This window comes from Streptomyces sp. NBC_01454 (genome assembly GCF_036227565.1).
In the GTDB taxonomy this organism is placed as follows: domain Bacteria; phylum Actinomycetota; class Actinomycetes; order Streptomycetales; family Streptomycetaceae; genus Streptomyces.
Genome location: NZ_CP109460.1, coordinates 5,978,649 through 5,997,319, shown reverse-complemented (window position 1 = coordinate 5,997,319; position 18,671 = coordinate 5,978,649). Strand labels below are relative to the sequence as shown.

14 protein-coding genes are annotated in these 18,671 nt (G+C 73.2%); 4 read left to right on the top strand and 10 right to left on the bottom strand.

Going from position 1 to position 18,671, the window contains the following annotated elements:
- Positions 1 to 189 precede the first annotated feature (189 nt).
- On the bottom strand, positions 190 to 1,098 hold the full coding sequence (locus tag OIU81_RS26535) for an alpha/beta fold hydrolase (RefSeq protein ID WP_329151698.1): 909 nt from the start codon (positions 1,096 to 1,098) through the stop codon (positions 190 to 192).
- Positions 1,099 to 1,127: 29 nt separating this feature from the next.
- Positions 1,128 to 1,937, bottom strand: a complete 810-nt coding sequence (locus OIU81_RS26530; RefSeq protein WP_329151697.1) for a DUF998 domain-containing protein — start codon at positions 1,935 to 1,937, stop codon at positions 1,128 to 1,130.
- A gap of 439 nt (positions 1,938 to 2,376) precedes the next feature.
- On the opposite strand from OIU81_RS26530, the gene OIU81_RS26525 reads away from it, so the two are divergent.
- Positions 2,377 to 3,987: a multicopper oxidase family protein gene (locus OIU81_RS26525; RefSeq protein ID WP_329151695.1), complete on the top strand. Its 1,611-nt coding sequence runs from the start codon at positions 2,377 to 2,379 to the stop codon at positions 3,985 to 3,987.
- A gap of 143 nt (positions 3,988 to 4,130) precedes the next feature.
- Positions 4,131 to 5,885: an NAD+ synthase gene (locus tag OIU81_RS26520; protein ID WP_329151693.1), complete on the top strand. Its 1,755-nt coding sequence runs from the start codon at positions 4,131 to 4,133 to the stop codon at positions 5,883 to 5,885.
- Positions 5,886 to 5,965: 80 nt separating this feature from the next.
- Here the strand turns inward: OIU81_RS26520 and OIU81_RS26515 are convergent, their stop codons facing one another.
- The 4 genes from OIU81_RS26515 to OIU81_RS26500 all read right to left on the bottom strand — a co-directional run bounded on the left by OIU81_RS26515 (position 5,966) and on the right by OIU81_RS26500 (position 11,016).
- Positions 5,966 to 7,201, bottom strand: a complete 1,236-nt coding sequence (locus OIU81_RS26515) for an MFS transporter (protein ID WP_329151691.1) — start codon at positions 7,199 to 7,201, stop codon at positions 5,966 to 5,968.
- A gap of 240 nt (positions 7,202 to 7,441) precedes the next feature.
- The gene (locus tag OIU81_RS26510) at positions 7,442 to 8,446 is read right to left on the bottom strand and encodes an endonuclease/exonuclease/phosphatase family protein (protein WP_443074165.1); all 1,005 of its coding nucleotides are present in this window, start codon (positions 8,444 to 8,446) and stop codon (positions 7,442 to 7,444) included.
- A 279-nt stretch (positions 8,447 to 8,725) separates the two neighbouring features.
- Complete coding sequence (locus OIU81_RS26505) at positions 8,726 to 9,400, bottom strand: TetR/AcrR family transcriptional regulator (protein ID WP_329151689.1); 675 nt, start codon at positions 9,398 to 9,400, stop codon at positions 8,726 to 8,728.
- Positions 9,397 to 11,016 (bottom strand): MFS transporter, encoded by a 1,620-nt coding sequence (locus OIU81_RS26500; RefSeq protein ID WP_329151688.1) that lies wholly within the window; start codon positions 11,014 to 11,016, stop codon positions 9,397 to 9,399. Before OIU81_RS26500 ends, OIU81_RS26505 begins: the two co-directional genes overlap by 4 nt.
- Before the next feature lie 192 nt (positions 11,017 to 11,208).
- Here OIU81_RS26500 and panB point away from each other — a divergent pair, with 192 nt between their 5' ends.
- Both panB and OIU81_RS26490 read left to right on the top strand, forming a co-directional pair.
- Positions 11,209 to 12,069, top strand: a complete 861-nt coding sequence (panB, locus tag OIU81_RS26495) for a 3-methyl-2-oxobutanoate hydroxymethyltransferase (RefSeq protein ID WP_329151686.1) — start codon at positions 11,209 to 11,211, stop codon at positions 12,067 to 12,069.
- Between the two features lie 382 nt (positions 12,070 to 12,451).
- Positions 12,452 to 15,349, top strand: a complete 2,898-nt coding sequence (locus OIU81_RS26490; RefSeq protein WP_329151684.1) for an ATP-binding protein — start codon at positions 12,452 to 12,454, stop codon at positions 15,347 to 15,349.
- On the opposite strand, the gene OIU81_RS26485 is transcribed toward OIU81_RS26490, so the two are convergent.
- From OIU81_RS26485 to OIU81_RS26470, 4 genes are read right to left on the bottom strand one after another with little or no spacing between them, the layout of a single operon-like run.
- Complete coding sequence (locus tag OIU81_RS26485) at positions 15,316 to 16,371, bottom strand: class I SAM-dependent methyltransferase (protein WP_329151683.1); 1,056 nt, start codon at positions 16,369 to 16,371, stop codon at positions 15,316 to 15,318. The two genes, OIU81_RS26490 and OIU81_RS26485, sit on opposite strands and share 34 nt — an antisense overlap.
- Positions 16,368 to 17,555, bottom strand: a complete 1,188-nt coding sequence (locus OIU81_RS26480; protein ID WP_329151682.1) for a glycosyltransferase — start codon at positions 17,553 to 17,555, stop codon at positions 16,368 to 16,370. The genes OIU81_RS26485 and OIU81_RS26480 overlap by 4 nt, the downstream gene beginning before the upstream one ends.
- Complete coding sequence (locus OIU81_RS26475; protein ID WP_329155368.1) at positions 17,552 to 18,361, bottom strand: alpha/beta fold hydrolase; 810 nt, start codon at positions 18,359 to 18,361, stop codon at positions 17,552 to 17,554. The genes OIU81_RS26480 and OIU81_RS26475 overlap by 4 nt, the downstream gene beginning before the upstream one ends.
- Positions 18,358 to 18,624 (bottom strand): acyl carrier protein, encoded by a 267-nt coding sequence (locus tag OIU81_RS26470; RefSeq protein WP_329155366.1) that lies wholly within the window; start codon positions 18,622 to 18,624, stop codon positions 18,358 to 18,360. The genes OIU81_RS26475 and OIU81_RS26470 overlap by 4 nt, the downstream gene beginning before the upstream one ends.
- Positions 18,625 to 18,671: the final 47 nt, after the last annotated feature.

Sequence of the window (18,671 nt, the reverse complement as noted above, 5' to 3'; positions counted from 1 at the left end):
AGCACGCGAGCTCAGCGCTGCGGGCGGCGGCAATCGGGGGGCTTGGCCCAGTCTTGGGCCCGTGCCGGGGGCTCGTTGACCCGGTGTTGACGGCTCCGTTCCGCGGTATTCACACGGCGGATCCGGGCGGGTACGAGGTGTTCACGGCGGCTTGGCCCGGGCCGCCCCGAGCGCCGTGATCACCGCGGGCTACGGCCGTTCCGGCACCGCCGCGTCCCGTCCCGTCCCCGACAGGTCCAGCACCGCCCGCGCCACCGAGACCGGCGCATCGGCCATCACCAGATGCCCGGCGGGCGCGGCGAGCGCGAAGCGGCCGCCCAGCTCGGCGGCGAGCCCCCGCTGCCGCGCCAGCCAGCGCAGTTGCCGCGGCGTCTCGCTGCCGTCGTACGCCGCGAGGACGGTGACCGGGGCCGCGGGCAGCGGGCGGGCCGACCGCAGCGCGGCGAGTTCCGCGGCCTGGTAGGCGTAGGTCGCGTTCTCCAGGACGCAGGCCCGCAGGACCCGGCTGGTGCGGTAGGTGTGCTCCCACGGGTGCGGCGGATGGCTGCCGACCGTCGAGGCGCGGCCGATCAGCCGGCGGGCGGGCGGGCCCAGGGCGCGCGGCACCCCGGCGGCGGACAGCGCGGCGGCCACGGCGGTCGCCACGGCGGTCCGGGCCGCGCGCGGCAGCCGGGGCGGGGCGGCGTCCTCGATGCTGCCGTCGGCGAGCACGATCCCGGCACAGCGTGCCGGGTGCAGCCGGGCGAACGCCTCGGCGTGGAAGCCGGCGAGCGAGTGACCGACGACGGTGACCGGGCCGAAGTGGCCGAGCGCGTCGAGGAGGTGGGCGATCCGGTCGGCCTCGCCGGCGAGGGTGGGCGGCCCGGGGGCCGGGGCGCTCAGGCCGAGACCGGGCCGGTCGAAGCGGACGACGGTACGGTGCGGGGCGAGCAGTGCGGCAACGGCGTCCCAGTCGTGCCAGGCCATGCCGAGGCCACCGCTGAGGACACAGACCGGCCCGCGGCCCTCGGTCAGCACATGCAGCGGCACCCCGCCGACCCGCAGGAACCGGCCGGGGACGGGGAGGGGAAGGGGAAGGGGGCTCGGCGCTCGCCTCATCGGGCTCCTTGTCGTGGTCGTTGCCCGTGTCATTCCGGTGGCCGTCGGCCGTGTCGCTCCTGCTGTCGTTGCCCTTGTGGTGCCCGTTCTCGTGGGCCTTGTCGCTCTCGATCTCGTGCGTCTTCTCGTCGCCCGTGCCGCTCCGGGGCCCGTGCCACGCAGCAGGCGAGCAGGGCCACGTAGCAGGCGACCAGCAGCACTTGCAGCCGCTGTCCCGCGCCCAGCGACCATGTGCCCTGGCCTGCGGTGAAGGCGGTGATGGCGGCCAGCGTCCAGAGCGTGGCGGCGAGTTCGGCCAGCACCAGCGGCGGGCCGAAGCGGCGCAGCGGCGGCCAGCTGCCGTGGCGCCGGGCGGCCACGGTCAGCAGGATCAGCGCGGCGAGGGCGCCGGCCATCGCGAGGGAGCTGCTGACGGCGTGTGCGGTGTGCGTGGCCGGCACCAGGCCCGCGGTCTCCCGGGCCGCGCAGACCGGGTCGCTGGTCGGCGCGCAGCTCAGCGGCAGCCGGGAGTCCACGGCGGTGGCGGCGCCGAACAGCGCCAGCGCGGCCCATCCGGCCGTCGTCCACGCCCGGCGCTCGTCCGCCGATATCGCCGACAGCGCCGTCAGCGCACCGGCCAGCACCAGCAGCCCGGCGACCAGATCGGTGGCGCGGAACAGCCCGCCGAGCGGCTGGTCGGCGGCGGCCAGCTCACTGACATAGGCCCGTACGGGGTCGAGCCCGGTGGCGACCACCACCTCCAGCACCCACGCGGTGTAGGCGACCGCACCGAGCAGCAACAGGGCGGCGGCAACCCGGCGGCGGACGGCGGCGGGAGGACGGGTCGGGGTCACGGACATCCAGGTGATCGGGTGGACCCGGCCCGACGCACGGGCGGGCAGGCACGCGAAAAGCGAAGGAAAGTCAAGAATAGGCAGCTGAGGGACAGCGCGGCGGCGATACCGGCGCGGACGACCGCATCCGGCGGCCGGGCCGGGCGGTGGTCCCCCGATTGGCGGCTCATACCGGGAGGGCCATACCCCTAGGGGGTAGGGTCCCAGGGGTGGAGCCTCCCCGGCTGCCGCCGGATTGTCGTTCCGTCGAGAGGGACGCGATGTGCGAACAGGGCAAGGCCGCCGCGTGGCGCGGCGAGCTGCTGCTGTTCACGGCCCTCCGCGCCCGGCCGCCGGTGCTGCGCACGGAGGAACGCGCCCGGCCGCCGGCACCCGTCACGGCCGGCGGCAGCGCCCTTCGCCTCCGCCCCCACCTCACCACCGAGACCCCCACGAGGTGCTCCCCATGCGTACGCACTCCCGCCGCGCCGTGCTCGGCGCGGGTATCGCCGTCGCCGGCAGCGGTCTGCTGCCCGCCGGTGCCACCCACGCATCCGGCTGCGTCCGTACCGGCACGCGCGACAAGAACGGCATGGACCTCTCACACGGGCCCGGCGGCGACACCCCGCCGGACGGCTATGTCTCCCCCGACGGGCCGGAGGTCGCCGAGGCCGAGCGCAAGCGGGGCTCGGGCCCGGTGCGCAGCACCTCGCTGACGGCCACCGAGACCGAACTGGACCTGGGCGGTCTCACCGTCCGGACCTGGGCCTACGACGACCGGCTGCCCGGCAGAGAGCTCCGGGTCACGGCGGGCGACCGGCTCGCCCTGACCCTCGCCAACCACCTGCCGCAGTCCACGACCCTGCACTGGCACGGGCTGGCGGTGCGCAACGACATGGACGGCGTCCCCGGCCTGACCCAGCGCTCCCTCGCGCCCGGCGCCTCCTTCGACTACCACTTGACGATCACCGAGCCCGGCACCCACTGGGTGCATCCGCACTCCGGCACCCAGCTGGACCGCGGGCTGTACGCGCCGCTGATCGTCGACGACCCCAAGGAACCGCTCTCGTACGACAGGGAGTGGATCGTCATGATCGACGACTGGGTCGACGGGGTCGACGGCAGCGACCCGGACTCGGTGCTGTCCGAGGTGAGCGGGGGCCGGTTCCACGGCGGAATGAGCCATGACGGCACGGACCTCGGCGGCGCGAGCGGCGGCAAGGGGACCGGGGGCACCTCGAACGGCCCGTCACGGATGCTGATGGGCGCCAAGAGCAGGCTGCTCGGCGGCGACCCGGGCGATGTGGACCACCCGTTCCACCTCATCAACGGCCGGAGCACCAAGGACCCGGAGATCTTCCGGGCCCGTCCCGGCGACCGGATCCGGATCCGCTTCATCAACGCGGGCAGCGACACCGCCTACCGCGTGTCGCTCGGCGGCCACCGGATGACCGTGACCCACACCGACGGCTGGCCGATCGAGCACACCGACACCGATACGCTGCTGCTCGGTATGGCCGAGCGCTATGACGTCCTGGTCACGGCCGGGGACGGGGTCTTCCCGCTCACCGCGCTCGCCGAGGGCAAGAAGCGCTCCGCGCTGGCCGTGCTGCGCACCGGAGGCGGCGAGGCGCCCGACGGGGCCACCCGGCCCAGGGAACTGCGCGGCCGGGTGCTGACCGCGGAGCGGCTCCGGGCCGCGGAGTCGGTACGGCTCACCCCGCGCGACCCCGACCGCACGCTGGTGATGACCGCCACCGGCTCCATGGGCAGGTGGAACTGGGCGATCAACTCGAAGCCGTACACCTCGTCCCAGCGGTACCCCGTCGAGGCGGGTGAGCGGGTCCGGATCCGCTTCCGCAACCACACCCGGATGTGGCACCCGATGCATCTGCACGGCCACACCTTCGCGCTGCCCGACGACGGCCCCCGCAAGGACACCCTGGTACTGCTGCCCGGCCGGTCCGTGAACGTCGACTTCGACGCCGACAACCCCGGGCTGTGGATGGTCCACTGCCACAACGTCTACCACTCGGCGTCCGGGATGATGACGGTCGTCGGCTACCGGAAGAAGTAGGAAGAAGTAGCAGGAGAGAAGAGAGGGGAAGTGGGGGGCAGCCGGCTCACGGGCCGCTCCCCGGGCGGTCGTCACCCCCGCGCGACACCGGCGACACCGTCTCCGACCCCCCATTGCGTCAGAAAGACGATTACACTGGCGGGGTGCCTCACCTTCGCCTCGCCCTCAATCAGATCGATTCGTGTGTCGGCGACCTCGCCCGGAACGCCGAGACGATCCTGCACTGGACCCGGCACGCCGCCGGCCAGGGCGCACACCTCGTCGCGTTCCCCGAGATGGCGCTGACCGGCTATCCCGTCGAGGACCTCGCGCTGCGCTCCTCGTTCGTCGAGGCGAGCCGCAACGCGCTGCGCGCACTGGCCGGCCGGCTGGCCGGGCAGGGCCTGGGCGACCTCCCGGTGATCGTCGGCTATCTCGACCGCGAGGACCGCGACGAGCCCCGCTACGGCAGGCCCGCGGGCGCCCCCCAGAACGCCGCCGCCGTGCTGCACCGCGGCGAGGTCGCCCTCACCTTCGCCAAGCACCACCTGCCCAACTACGGGGTCTTCGACGAGTTCCGCTACTTCGTCCCCGGCGACACCCTGCCCGTCATCCGGGTGCACGGGGTGGATGTCGCGCTCGCCATCTGCGAGGACCTGTGGCAGGACGGCGGCCGGGTGCCGGCCACCCGCAGCGCCGGCGCCGGGCTGCTGGTGTCGGTCAACGCCTCGCCCTACGAGCGGGACAAGGACGACACCCGGCTGGAGCTGGTGCGCAGGCGGGCCCGGGAGGCCGGCTGCACCACCGCCTATCTGGCGATGACGGGCGGGCAGGACGAGCTGGTCTTCGACGGTGACTCGCTCGTCGTCGACAGGGACGGCTCAGTGATCGCACGGGCACCGCAGTTCGCGGAGAGCTGTGTGCTGGTCGATCTGGACCTGCCGGCCGCGGCCCCCGCGCCCCCCTCGGGCATCCTGAACGACGGGCTGCGCGTCGACCACCGCGTCCTCACTCCGGACCCGCTGCCGTACTACGCACCCCGGACGCCCGGGGGTGCGGCCGAACGCCTCACGGACCTCGAGGAGATCTACTCCGCGCTGGTCGTCGGGCTGCGCGCCTATGTCACCAAGAACGGCTTCCGCAGTGTGGTGCTCGGCCTCTCCGGCGGCATCGACTCGGCGCTGGTGGCCACCCTGGCCTGCGACGCGCTGGGGGCGGAGCAGGTCCACGCGGTGGCGATGCCCTCCCGCTACTCCTCGGAGCACTCCCTGACCGACGCCGCCGAACTCGCCCACCGTACGGGCCTGTCCTTCCGTACGGTGCCGATCGGCCCGATGTTCGACGCCTATATGCAGGCGCTGCCGCTGACCGGGCTGGCCGAGGAGAATCTCCAGTCACGGCTGCGGGGCACCACCCTGATGGCGCTCTCCAATCAAGAGGGTCATCTGGTCCTCGCCCCCGGCAACAAGTCCGAGCTGGCGTGCGGCTATTCGACCCTCTACGGCGATTCGGTCGGCGGCTACGGCCCCATCAAGGACGTCTACAAGTCCGTCGTCTACCAGCTGGCCCGCTGGCGCAACCAGGCCGCCGCCGACCGCGGCCACACCCCGCCGATCCCGGAGCACACCCTCACCAAGCCCCCGAGCGCCGAACTGCGCCCCGGCCAGGTCGACACCGACTCGCTCCCCGACTACGACGTCCTGGACCGCATCCTGGAGCTCTATGTCGACCGCGACCGGGGCCGCGAGGAGATCGTCGGCCGGGGCTTCGACGCCGAGCTGGTGACGCGGGTGCTGCGGATGGTCGACCGCGCCGAATACAAGCGCCGCCAGTACCCGCCGGGCCCGAAGATCTCGTCGAAGGGCTTCGGCAAGGACCGCCGGCTGCCGATCACCAACCACTGGCGGGAAGGCGACTGACGGCCGCCGGGGCCCGTGCCGCCGCCCGGCGGCACGGGCCCCGGCCCGTGCCGCCGCCCGGCCGTTCGGCTCGTGCGCCCTCAGCTCCGGCGGGCCCCGGCCGGCAGTTGCGTGCCGGCGGGCGGCTCCGCGTCCGCCGTGTCGCTGCGGGCCACGATGCGGGAGGCGTCGTGCGCGCCGCGGTCCAGGAAGCCGGCCAGCAGGGCGACGGCCAGGCCCAGGGCGGCCAGCACCGCGCCGACCAGGGGCGGGGAGGTCCAGCCCCAGCCGGCCGACAGGGCCAGGCCGCCCACCCAGGCACCGCCGGCGTTGGCGAGGTTGAAGGCGGACTGGTGGGAGGCGGCGGCCAGGGTCGGGGCCTGCTGGGCCTTGTGCATGACCAGCATCTGCAGCGGCGTGGTGGTCAGGAAGCCGACGGCGCCGATGAGGACGACCGTCACCAGCGCCGCCCCCTTCAGGTGCGCGGTGAAGTGAAAGGCCGTCAGGACGAGGGCCAGGGCGGCCAGTGAGACGTAGAGGGTGGGGCGCAGGGCCCGGTCGGTGAGCGGGCCCGCGGCCAGGGCGCCGAGGGTCATCCCGATGCCGAAGAGGGCGAGCACCACCGGGACCGAGCCCGCCGCGAAGCCGGTGACCTCGGTCAGCATCGAGGCGAGATAGCTGTAGACGGTGAAGACCCCGGCGAAGCCGAAGACGGTGGTGAGCAGGCCGAGCAGCACCTGGCGGTGGCCCAGCGCACGCAGTTCGCGGCCCAGGCCGGTGCGTTCGCCGGCCGGCAGCGGCGGGAGCAGCCGGACCAGGGCGGCCATGGCGACCAGGCCGATGGCGGCGACGACGAGGAAAGTGGCGCGCCAGCCGAGCTGCTGGCCCAAGAGGGTCGCGGCGGGGACGCCGACGATGTTGGCGACGGTCAGGCCGAGGAACATGGTGGCGACCGCGCGGGCCTGCCGGCCCTCGCGCACCAGCCGGGCGGCGACCACCGCGCCGACGCCGAAGAACGCCCCGTGCGGCAGACCGGCCAGCAGCCGGCCGGCGATCAGCAGGCCGAAGGTGGGTGCCAGGGCGGAGGCGAGGTTGCCGACCGTGAAGACCGCCATCAGCGCCACCAGCATCCGCCGGCGCGGAATGCGTGCGCCGAGGGCCGTCAGGAGCGGGGCGCCGAGGACGACGCCGAGGGCGTAGGCGGAGACGAGGTAGCCGGCGGTGGGGACCGAGGTGCCCAGGTCGTCCGCGACCTCGGGCAGCAGGCCCATCATCACGAATTCGGTGGTGCCGATGCCAAAGGCTGCGACTGCGAGGGCGAGCAGAGCCAAGGGCATGAAAGACCTTCCCGGGGTGTGCGTGCGGACGGGCACACGGAGAGCGGACCGCGAGCGCTGAGCACGGTGGAACCGTCAGCGCTAAGTACCTTTACGGAACAAAGTCTCTCAGGCGCGGTATTCCGGCCGGGGAACGGGGCGTGACGAGCCCGTTTCCACCCGCCGTCGGCCGGGCGCCGCCCCTCCGCCCGTCCGCCCGTCCCTCCGCCCGTCCGTCCGCTGTCCGCCGTCCGCCGTCCGTCAGATCTTCACCGAGGCCGCGACCGGCAGGTGGTCGCTACCGGTCGACGGCATCACCCAGGCCTTGACCGGGGACATCCCCTTCATCATGATCTGGTCGATCCGGGCCATCGGGAACGAGGCCGGCCAGCTGAAGCCGAAGCCGTCGCCCGCCGCGCCCTGCGCGGAGCGCATCTGGGAGGTGACCGGGGCCAGCGAGCGGTCGTTCATGGTGCCGTTGAGGTCGCCGAGCAGCACGACCTTCTGCACCGGGTCCGCGGCGATCGCCTCACCCAGCGCCTTGGCGCTGGCGTCGCGCGGGTTGGCGGTGAACCCCTTCTGGGGGTTGACCCGTACCGACGGCAGATGGGCGACGTAGACGGCGAACTGCTGGCCGTCGACGGCGGTGACGGTGGCCCGCAGCGCGCGGTTCCACCCCATCTTGGTGTCCACCGGCCGGGTGTCGGTCAGCGGGCGCTTGCTCCACAGGCCGACCGTGCCCTCGATCGTGTGGTACGGATACGCCTTCGCCAGCCCCTGGCGGTAGGTCGACAGGGCGTCCCCGGACAGCTCCTCCAGGGCCACCACATCGGCGCCGGACGCCACGATGTCCTTGGCGGTGCCGGCCGGGTCGGGGTTTTCGGCATTGACGTTGTGGGTGACGACGGTGAGGTTGCCGCCCTCGCCGGCCTTGTCGGTGACCTGGCTCCCGAAGAGGTTGACCCACACGATGGCCGGCAGCAGCAGGGCGACCAGCGCGGTGGCCGAGCGGCGCAGCACCGCGGCGATGAGCAGCAGCGGGATGCCCAGCCCCACCCACGGCAGGAAGGTCTCCAGCAGACTGCCCAGGTTCCCCACGGTGTTGGGGATCCGGGCGTGCAGGATCATCACCAGCCCGAGCAGGACGGCCAGCACCGCGAGCACGATGCCCCGCCGCCAGGTGCCCTCGGGGCGCCACCAGTTCCGCAGGCGTTCGGCCCGGGAACCGGCCTGCCCGGGGGTGTGCCCCTGCCCCGGTTCCGTCATGTATGCCTGCGCCATGTAGCTGCCCTCGCTGCCTTGCTCGCTGCGCCTCACCTGTGATCTCCGACCCTAGGCGATGACCCGTAATGTGCTTTCTTAGAAGTGAGGACGGCGCGCTGCCGGGGCGGGGTTCCGGCCTCGGCATGTGTGACAACGGCTGTGACAGAACGGGCATGCTCCGGTCATACGGCACACGGGAGCGGACCGGTCGTGCCGGGCGCGGCCGCGGCCTCGACGGAGGGACGCTCCGGGTGGCCCAACCCTGCCGGGGCGCCGCGGAGTTCAGCCCGCCGCCGTCGCCGCCGTGGGCCGTACGCCGGGCCGTACGCCCTCCAGGACGAGGTCGACGAGGTCCGCCGGGAGCCCCTCGGGCAGATCCGTGCGGTCGTGGAGGAGGGCGCGGGCCAGCATCGGGCCCACGAAGAGGTCGGCGAGGGTGTCCAGGTCGTGGTCGGCGCGGATCTCGCCGTTCGCCACCCCGCGCCGCAGCACCCCGAGCAGCGCCTCGTGGCGGGCCCGGATGACCGTGGCGTGGTACTCCGCCCACAGCTCGGGCTGGGCCCGGACATGGCTGACGACGGTGCGCAGCAGGGCCGAGCCGCGCTTGGCGAGGCCGCGGTGGCGCAGGAACTCCAGCAGCGAGACCAGGTCGTCGCGGACCGAGAGGCCGGCGGCCGGCGGGCTCGGGACGTCCAGCGACCGCATGACGTCGAGCATCAGGGCGCTCTTGCCGGACCAGCGGCGGTAGACGGTGGCCTTGCCGACTCCCGCCTCCCGGGCGATGCGTTCCATGGACAGCTCACCTATGGAGACACCGTCCTCGATCAGGCTGAGCACGGCCTCGATGATGGCGGAGTCGGCCGCTGCGCTGCGCGGCCGGCCGCGGCGCCCGGGGACCGCCGGTTCCGGCTGCCCCCCGTCCGCCGCGACCTCGTGGTCCTCCGCCGCCCGGTTCATCGCTGCACGCCCGCCTTCCGCTCTTCCTGGGGCTCCGCCGGCTGCGGTGCCGGGACCATTTTGCCTGGCAGGAACGCCGCGGCCACCATGGTGCCGATCATCGCGACGGCGGCCGAACCGAGCGCGGTGATGTGCATGGCGTGGACGAAGGCGTCGTCGGCGGCGGTGGTCAGCGGCCGGCCGGCCGGGCCCAGCCGGGCCGCGAGGGAGAGGGTCGCCTCGATGGACTCGCCGGCCGCGTGCCGGACGGCGGCCGGCAGTCCGGGCAGCGCGTCGAGCGTGCCCTGGATGCGGTCGCGGTAGCTGGTCGACAGCAGCGAGCCGAGGACGGCCACGCCGAGGGTGCCGCCGACCTGCCGGAAGACGTTGTTGAGCGCCGAGCCGGAGCCGGCCTTCTCGCGCGGCAGCGACTGCATGACCGCGACGGTGGCCGGCGGCATGATGTGCGCCATGGCGGAGCCCTGGATGAAGAAGAGCGCCTCCATGAGCCACAGCGGGGTGGCGGTGTCCAGCAGCAGCAGGCCCACCATGGTGGTGGCCACCACGAACATGCTGAAGGTGCACACCGCCCGGGCGCCGTAATGGTCCACCGCGAGCCGGGCCCGCGGCGCGAAGATCAGCTGAGCCGCGGCCAGCGGCAGGATCAGCAGCCCGGCCTGCAGCGGGGAGTAGCCGCGCACGCTCTGGACGTAGAAGACGATGAAGAACGTCACGCCCGTGAGCGCGAAGAAGACCAGCGCGATGGCGGTGATCGCGGCCGAGAAGGCGGGGACGCGGAAGTAGCCGATGTCGATCGACGGGTGGTCGCTGCGCTTCTGGTGCACCACGAAGACGGCCAGCACCAGCACCCCGCCGGCGATCGGGCCGACCACCTGGGCCTCGGTGAAGTCGGCGAGCTGGCCGCCCTTGATGATCCCGTAGACCAGCAGCACGAGTCCGATGACGGACAGCAGCACCCCGGCCGGGTCCAGCCGGCCGGGCCGGGGGTCGCGGGAGTCGGGCACCAGGATCAGCATCGCGACCAGCGAGAGCACCACGATCGGCGCGTTGATCATGAAGACCGAGCCCCACCAGAAGTGGTCGAGCAGCAGGCCCCCGGCGATCGGGCCGACCGCGATGGCCACGCCCACCCCGCCGGCCCAGATACCGATCGCCTTGGGCTGCTCCTCCCGCTCGAAGACGTTCATCAAGATGGCGAGGTTGGAGGGCATCACGAAGGCGCCGCCCACCCCCATCAGCGCGCGGAAGGTGATCAGCTCCGCGGGCGAGCCGGACACCCCGGCGAGTACCGACCCGGCACCGAACACGGCCAGGCCGAAGAGCAGCATCTTCTTGCGGCCCAGACGGTCGCCCAGCAGTCCCGCGGTGAACAGCAGCCCGGCGAAGACCAGGGTGTAGGAGTTGATCGCCCACTCCAGCTCACTCTGGGTGGCGCCCAGCCCGACGGGGGCGGGGGTGGCGATCGTCTTCATGGCGACGTTGAGGATCGAGTTGTCCAGCACCACGATCAGCAGGCTGAGCATGAGAAGGGACAGGATCGCCCAGCGGCGGCGGTGGATACGGTCCGGGATCCGGCGGTCGGGGGGTGTGCCCGGGGCGGGGGGTGAGGTGACCATTTGGTCACCCTATGCAGTCACCGATACGGTCCCGTTCCGTATCGGAAGGAATCGCGGGCGGGTAGGGCCACCCGGGTGACCGAACGGGGTCCGGCCGCTCCCCTTTTCCTTTGCGGGCGAGCCGTGCCAGCATGGACGGGAGTCCGGGGACACCGTCAGGGTGCCTCGAGATGAGGAACAGGAGACGTCATCATGACGCAGCCTTCGCCTGCCCAGAAGCCGGTCGCCAAGTCTCTGTACGGGGGCTCCGGGTCGCGCCGGATCACCGTCCGGGACATCGCCGCCGCCAAGGAGCGCGGTGAGAAGTGGCCGATGCTCACCGCCTACGACGCGATGACCGCCTCCGTCTTCGACGAGGCCGGCATCCCGGTGCTGCTCGTCGGGGACTCGATGGGCAACTGCCACCTCGGCTACGAATCCACCGTGCCGGTCACCCTGGACGAGATCGTCATGCTGTCCGCGGCGGTCGTCCGGGGCACCACCCGCTCCCTCGTCGTCGGCGATCTGCCGTTCGGCACCTACCAGGAAGGGCCGGTGCAGGCGCTGCGCAGCGCCACCCGGCTGGTGAAGGAAGCCGGGGTGGGCGCCGTCAAGCTGGAGGGCGGTGAGCGCTCCGCCGACCAGGTCGAGCTGCTGGTGTCGTCCGGCATCCCGGTGATGGCGCACGTCGGGCTGACCCCGCAGTCGGTCAACGCCTATGGCGGCTACCCCGTCCAGGGGCGCGGCGAGGAGGCGGCCCAGCAGCTGCTGCGGGACGCGAAGGCGGTGCAGGACGCCGGTGCGTTCGCGGTCGTGCTGGAGGCCGTACCCGCCGAGCTGGCCGCCGAGGTCACCCGGTCGCTGGCCGTTCCGACCGTCGGCATCGGCGCGGGGGCGGACTGCGACGCCCAGGTGCTGGTGTGGACCGACATGGCCGGGATGACGGCCGGCCGGCTGCCGAAGTTCGTCAAGCAGTACCTCCAGATGCGGGAGTTGCTCGGCGGGGCGGCCAAGGCGTTCGCGGAGGACGTCATCGGCGGCGCCTTCCCGGCCCAGGAGCACACCTTCCACTAGGCAGGTCCGGCGGATCACCCCGGGCGACCGGGCGGCCGCCCCACGACCGGCCGGCAAGAACGGCGGTGTCCTTCTTGCCGGCCGGCACCTGCCGCGGCGGATGCCGGCGCCTCACGCACGGCCACCGCTCCCGCGCCCCTCAGCGCACACCACGTGGACCGGTCGGCGGGCACCGGGCCATCCGCCGGAAGTCGTAGGACGCGCACGCGTCTACTCCACTTGGCATAGACCCGGTGACATCCCTGGTGGGAGGACTCGGCCGCCGCAGGGCGGCAGACTGAACGCCATGCTGCGCGTCCTCCTTGCCCCTCGCCCCCGTGCCCGCCTGTTAACTTCGGCGAAGCCTGGGACCGACCGACGACGAGGCTAGGGGAATGAGCGCGTGAGTTTCGGACCGCGGCACACCGAGTGCGGGCAGGACCGGCCACTGGTCGGCCGCAGTGCCGAGCTGGCCACACTGGAGGCGGTGGCCGCGCATGTGGTGTCCGGCCGGTCCTACGTGGTGCAGATCGAAGGCCCCGCGGGCATGGGCAAGTCGGCTCTGCTGAACGGCTGGTGCCGTCGCGACCAGCGGTTCCGGGTGCTGTGGGCGCGCTGCCGTCCGCTGGAGCGGGAGTTCGCGTTCGGCGCGGTGCGCCAGCTGTTCCAGCCCGTCATGGAGTCGGCCACCGAAGCCGAGCGGGCAGCGCTGCCGGCGGGGACGGAGGCGGCGGCACTGCGGGTGCTGGAGGACGGCGCCCGCACGGACACCCCGGCGACCGGACCCCGCTCGAGCGCCACGGCGCTGGACGGACTCGACGCTCTCGCCCTGCACCTGGCCGACCGGCAGCCGCTGCTGCTGGCGATCGACAACCTGCAGTGGATCGACACACCGTCACTGCGCTGGCTGGCCCGTTTCGTCCTGCGCGCCGACACCCGCCCCGTCCTGGTGGCGGTGGTCAACCGCACCGGCGAATTCCGCAAGCCCGACCCGCTGTTCGCCGAACTCGTACGGCCCGACCACTGCCACAAGATCGCCCTGGAACCCCTCGACGTCCCCGGCGTGCGGCAACTGGCGCAGCACATGTGGGGAACGGAGGAGCCCGACGCGCCCTTCTCCGCCGCCTGCCATGCCGCCACCGGCGGCCACCCGCTCTTCCTGTGCGCGCTGCTGCACCACGCGCAGCTCGCCGGCGTGCAGCCGACGGCGGAGTTCCGCGACCGCCTGCGCACCGTGACGCTGTCCACCCTCAACCGGGAGGTCATGCACCGGCTCTCCCAAGGGTCCCGAGAGGCGGTGGAGTTGACGCATGCCCTGGCGGTCCTGGGGGATCGCAAACCGGCCGAGCTGCTCGCCGCGTACTGCGGGAGCGGCGAAGCCGTGGTGCGTGCGGCGGCCGCCGATCTCTGGTCGCTCGGTCTCCTGCGGTCCGGTGGCGACCCCTGCTTCGTCCACCAGGTCGTGCGGGAGACCGTGCTGGCGACGATGTCGCCCGAGGAGCGCGGCCAGGGACACGCCAGGGCGGCACACGTGTCGTATCTCGCCGGCCGGCCCGACGAGGAAGTGGCGGCCCACTTGCTGGCGGCCGGCCCGGTGGAGGGGGCCTGGGCGGTAACGGTGCTGCGCAGAGCGGCCGACGAGGCGCTGCACCGCGGCGCGCCGGAGGTGGCGGTCACCTATCTGCGTTCCGCGCTGGGCCAGCGTCCGGGGGCGGCCGAGCGCGGCCCCATCCTGCTCCAACTCGGCGTCGCGGCCGGTCACTACGACGCCGACCTGGCGCTGTCGTACGTCACCGGCGCGCTGGAGGTGCTGACCGAGAAGACCGCCCGGCGCGACGCCCTGGGCGTACTGACCTACTGCCTGCTGTTCTCCCAGCGGCCGCGCGGGGTGCTGTCCAGCGTGGACCGCCTGATCGCGGAGCTCTGCGGCGAGACGGAGAACGGCGGCGCCGACCGTGAACTGGTGCTGCGCATGCGGGCGCTGCGTTCCTGGCGGGAGTACGAGCGGCCCGCGGCCCGGACACCGGAGCCGTCGGCGCCGGTGGCCGTCGAGGGCCTGGTCGGCCGCACGCCGGGGGAACGGCAGCTGCTCGCCCTCCACGCGTTCCACTCGCTCAAGGCGGCGGTCCCGGCCCCATACGTGGCCGAACTCGTCGACCGCGCCTGCGTCAACCTGCCGGTCTTCTCCCACGATCTGTTTCCGCTGCACTACTTCGTCGCGCAGACCCTCTTCTACCTCGACGAGCTCGACAGGGTGGACCGGTTCATCCGGCAGCTGACCCAGGGGGTCGAGGTCAAGGGCCTGGAACTGCTCGACTCCTCGCTGTCGGTCCTGCAGGCCGCGCTGGCGTGGCAGGGAGGGAACGTCACCGAGGCCCTCGTCACGGCCCAGGCGGCCGCCGGCCGGCGCCCCGCCGCCGGCACCCGGCCGTACGCGACCACCCTGGACATCATCAGGATCAACGCGCTCCTCGAACAGGGGCACCTCGACGCGGCCGAACAGGTGGTGCTCACCCGCTCCCCCAAGGAACCGCAGGAAGCGGGCTGGGAGAGGCCGTTGTTCCTCATGAGCCTGTCCGCGCTGCGGATGTCCCAGGGCGAGCCGCGGACCGCGCTGGCCCTGCTGCGGGAGTGCGGCCACCACCTCGACGCCGCGGGGACGGTCAACCCGGCGATCTGCCCCTGGCGCTCCCGGGCCGCCGCCGCTCACCTGGCGCTGGGGGACGCCCCGGCGGCGCACGCCCTCATCGAGCAGGAACTCGACCTCGCCCGGCAGAGCCGCATCCCGCGGGCCCTCGGCGTGGCGCTGCGCGCGGCCGGGAGGGCGGCGGAAGGAACCCGCGGGCTGGATCTGCTCGGCGAGGCGGTGAGCGTACTCACCGCCACCCCGGCCCGCCTCGACCTCGCCCGCACGCTGGGCGACCTCGGCGTCGCGCTGCTGCGCAGGGACGACCGGAGCGGCGCCCGCGACGCCCTCCAGCGCGGCCTGGAGCTGGCCACCGGATGCGGTGCCACCGCGCTCGCCACCCGGCTGCGGGGCCCGCTGCACGAGGCCGGCGGGCGGGCGGCCAGACCCGGCGGGAACCTGCTGACTCCCGGCGAGGAGCGCGTCAGCGCACTGGCCGTGCAGGGGTACAGCAACAAGCAGATCGCCGAACTGCTCGTGGTGTCCCTGCGGACCGTCGAGACCCATCTGACGGGCGCCTACCGCAAGTTCGGGATAGCCGGCCGCCACCATCTGGCCGCCGCCATGGCCGGCCCCGGCCCTCACCCGTCATCGCGGCGGACGAGCAGCCGGTAGGCGTTCGACAGACCGGCCCGGTGGGCCACGGGTGTGAGGAGCCGGTCGAGCAGCCAGCCGGCCGTGAGGAGCGGGAGGCCGGCGGCGAGCACGGTGCCGCGCAGCACACGGCGGACCGTGCCGGGTGGCGCGGCGTGCCACGGTTCGTCCCTCCGGGGGGCCAGGCTGTTCACGGCCAGCCATCCGGCGGTGAGCAGGTCCACGGGATCGTGCGGCTCCGCGTGCTCCTCCGCGACCACCGTGAACCCGAGTTCCGTCAGCCGCCGGCGCAGGTTCCCCACCGGGATGAGGTGCAGGTGCTGCGGCTGTAGCCAGGGCAGCCACCAGCGGCCGAGGAGCCGGCCGAACCAGCACCGCGGGTCCGGTACCTCGATCAGCAGGTGGCCGCCGGGACGCAGCGCCCGGTGCGCCGCTGCCAGCTCGCGCCCGGGGTCCGTGCTGTGCTCCAGGTAGTGGAACATGCTCACCACGTCGTAGTGCCCGGCGAGTTCCCCGGCCAGCGCCACGAAGCTGCCGCGGTGGCCGCGCCGTACCCAGCCCCGCTCCTGGGCCGATTCGACGCCCGCGCCGATGTCCAGCCCGTCGAAGACCGTACGGGGCAGGAGGGCCCGTGCCGCGTCGCAGAAGTGCCCGTGTCCGGTGCCCACGTCGAGCCAGGTCTCCGGCTCGGCGTGGGGCGTCACGGCGCCCGCCCTGAGCCGGTAGGCCCTGTCGTGCGCCCGGAAGAGCGTCGCGAGGTTCTCCTCACCCAGTCCGTCGTAGAAGTCGCGGTAGTAGAACTCCAGCCCGTCCTCGTTGAGTTGGGGGTTTTGAAACGTGTGGCGGCACTCCCGGCACCGTTCCAGGACGAACCGGCCGGGTTTGTGCTGGAGCAGATCGGGGGTCCGCAGCCGGACCTCCAGCTGCTCCGACCCGCACCAGGGGCAGTCGGTGCGCCGCGGCCGGAAGAACCGCGCCACGCCGCGGGCGAGGTCGTCCTGGTAGCGGGGGCGAAGCGCGGCGACCTGTGCGGCCCGGTTCATGGGCGAAGCCTCTCTGCGGCGGTGCGGACGGCGAGGCGTTCGAGGTGTGCGGCCGCGGCGTCCGCGCCGCCGGCGGCGCGGAAGGACCCGCGCACCCGCTCGGCGGCGGCCCGGTAGCCCGGCTCGTACAGAACGGCGTCGAGTGCCGTGCCGAGGTGGCCGGCCGTCACCCGGTTGAACCGCACCCGCAGCCCCGCACCGGCCTCGGCCACCTGGGCGGCGACGGTGGGCTGGTCGTCCCGGATCGGTGCGACCACCAGCGGCAGTCCGTGCCACAGCGCCTCGCAGACGGTGTTGTGCCCGCCGTGACAGATCACCGCCTCGCACCGTTCCAGGAGCGCCAGTTGGGGCACGCTCGGGCGCACGAGTATCCGGTCGTGGGAGACGTCCAGGGTCCCCGAGGGGTCGACGACGACGGCTTGGAGACGGTCCGACCGTGCCCGCACCGCCTCGGCGCACTCGGCGAGGAAACGCGGCCCGACCTCGCTGTTGGCCGTGCCGAGGGTGATCAGCACGGTGGCGCGCCCGGAGTCCAGCCACTCCCAGGGGAAGTCGCCCGGCGAGGGGCGGGGAGCGATCGACGGACCGACGAACCGCACCTGGTCGCCGAAGGATCCGGCGGGCCCCACCAGTGCCTCGGTGCTGAACGCCAGCACGAGACGGCGGGACATCCGCGGGTCCGCGTCGCCGGCCGGATCGCCGATCCGCTGCCGCAGGCCGTGGATCAGCCCGGCCACCCAGGCCTCCACCTTCGGGATGCCCGCGAACGCGGTGAACCCCGCCGAGGTGGTCGCGGAGGTGGCCCAGGGCACACCGAGCCGCTCGGCCACCAGCCCGCCGGCGACGGCCTGCTGATCGGCGACCAGGACATCCGGACGGAACTCCCCGACCGCGGCACGGACGCCGGGTGCCATGGTCTCCGCCAGCGGCCCGAGGAACATCTCCCAGAGGAATTTCAGCGCCGCCGGGCCCCGGAGGGAGAGCGGCCGGACCAGGGCCGGGTCGTCCAGCGGCGGCGCGGCACAGGGGAACACCGTTGCCCGCTCCCCCGCGAGGGGTGCCACGACAGCCGGCAGTCCCGCCCAGGCCACCTGGTGACCGCGCCGGACCAGGTGTGCCGCGACCCCGAGGGTGGGGTTGATGTGGCCGACCAGCGGCGGCACCACGAAGAGGAACCTGCTCACGGGCTGCCGGCCTCCGCCCTCGCGTCGTGCGCGCGGACCCATGCCGAGATCAGCTCGCTCACCTGCTGCGTGGCACCCATCAGGACCCAGTGCTCCTGGTCCGGCACCACAACGGTCCGGCAGTCGTCGAGCAGCGACTTCAGCCACGGCTCCTGGACCGCGAGTTCCGACTCGCTGCCGTAGATGGCCAGGACCGGACAGCGCACCGACCGGATCTGGTCCTCGTCCAGCACCTGGCTGGCCGGGACGTCCCGGGCCATGGTGCTGGAGTGCAGCAGCCGCGACGCCGACCGCACCCGCCGGGTCGCATGCGGCCCGTGTTCCTCCGCCAGCCGCTCGTGCAGGTCCGCACGGGCGAACTCCACGCTCGCGCGCTCAAGGTTGACGGCCATCTTGCGGGACCAGGCGTCGGTCGCCGGCTCCGATTCGATCAGCGAGACGCTGGCCACCCGCTCCGGGCGCCGCGCCGCGTAGCTGAACGCGATCGTGCCGCCGTAGGAGTTGCCGACGAGGTGGACCGGCCCGGTCACCTCCAGCCGGTCGAGCAGCGCGTCGAGGTCCCCGACGAAGTCCTCCAGCAGGTAGCCGTCCGCCCGCCGCTCGCTGCGCCCGTGCCCGCGCAGGTCGTACATGATCACGTCGATCCCCGCGGCGGCGAACACCGGTGCCAGGGTGAAGTAGTAGCTGACGAGGCTGTCCACGAGCATGCCGTGGACGAACACCACGGTGGGCGGCGGCGCGGTGCCCGTGGTGTTCCGGGCGGGCATCCGCTCCACATGCAGCGCGACGCCGTTGGCGTGGATCATCGCCACGGCTCAGCGCCCCCGGATTCCCGCAGGCAGCCCACCACGAACGTGACGAGCTGACCGACCGTGAGGTAGATGATCTCTTCGAGTTCGAGTCCGGCCAGGAACTCGGCGAAGTTCACCCGCTCGCCGTACCGCGCCGCCAACCGGCCGCCGAGAGTGACCAGATCGATGCTCTCCAGGTCCAGGTCGTCGTGGAACTTGGTGTCCATGGTGATCTCGACGTCCTGCTCTCCGTACTCGTCGAGCACGGAGTGGAGCATCCCGGCGATCTCGCCGAACACGGCGGTCTCATCGGGCCCTTCGGCAA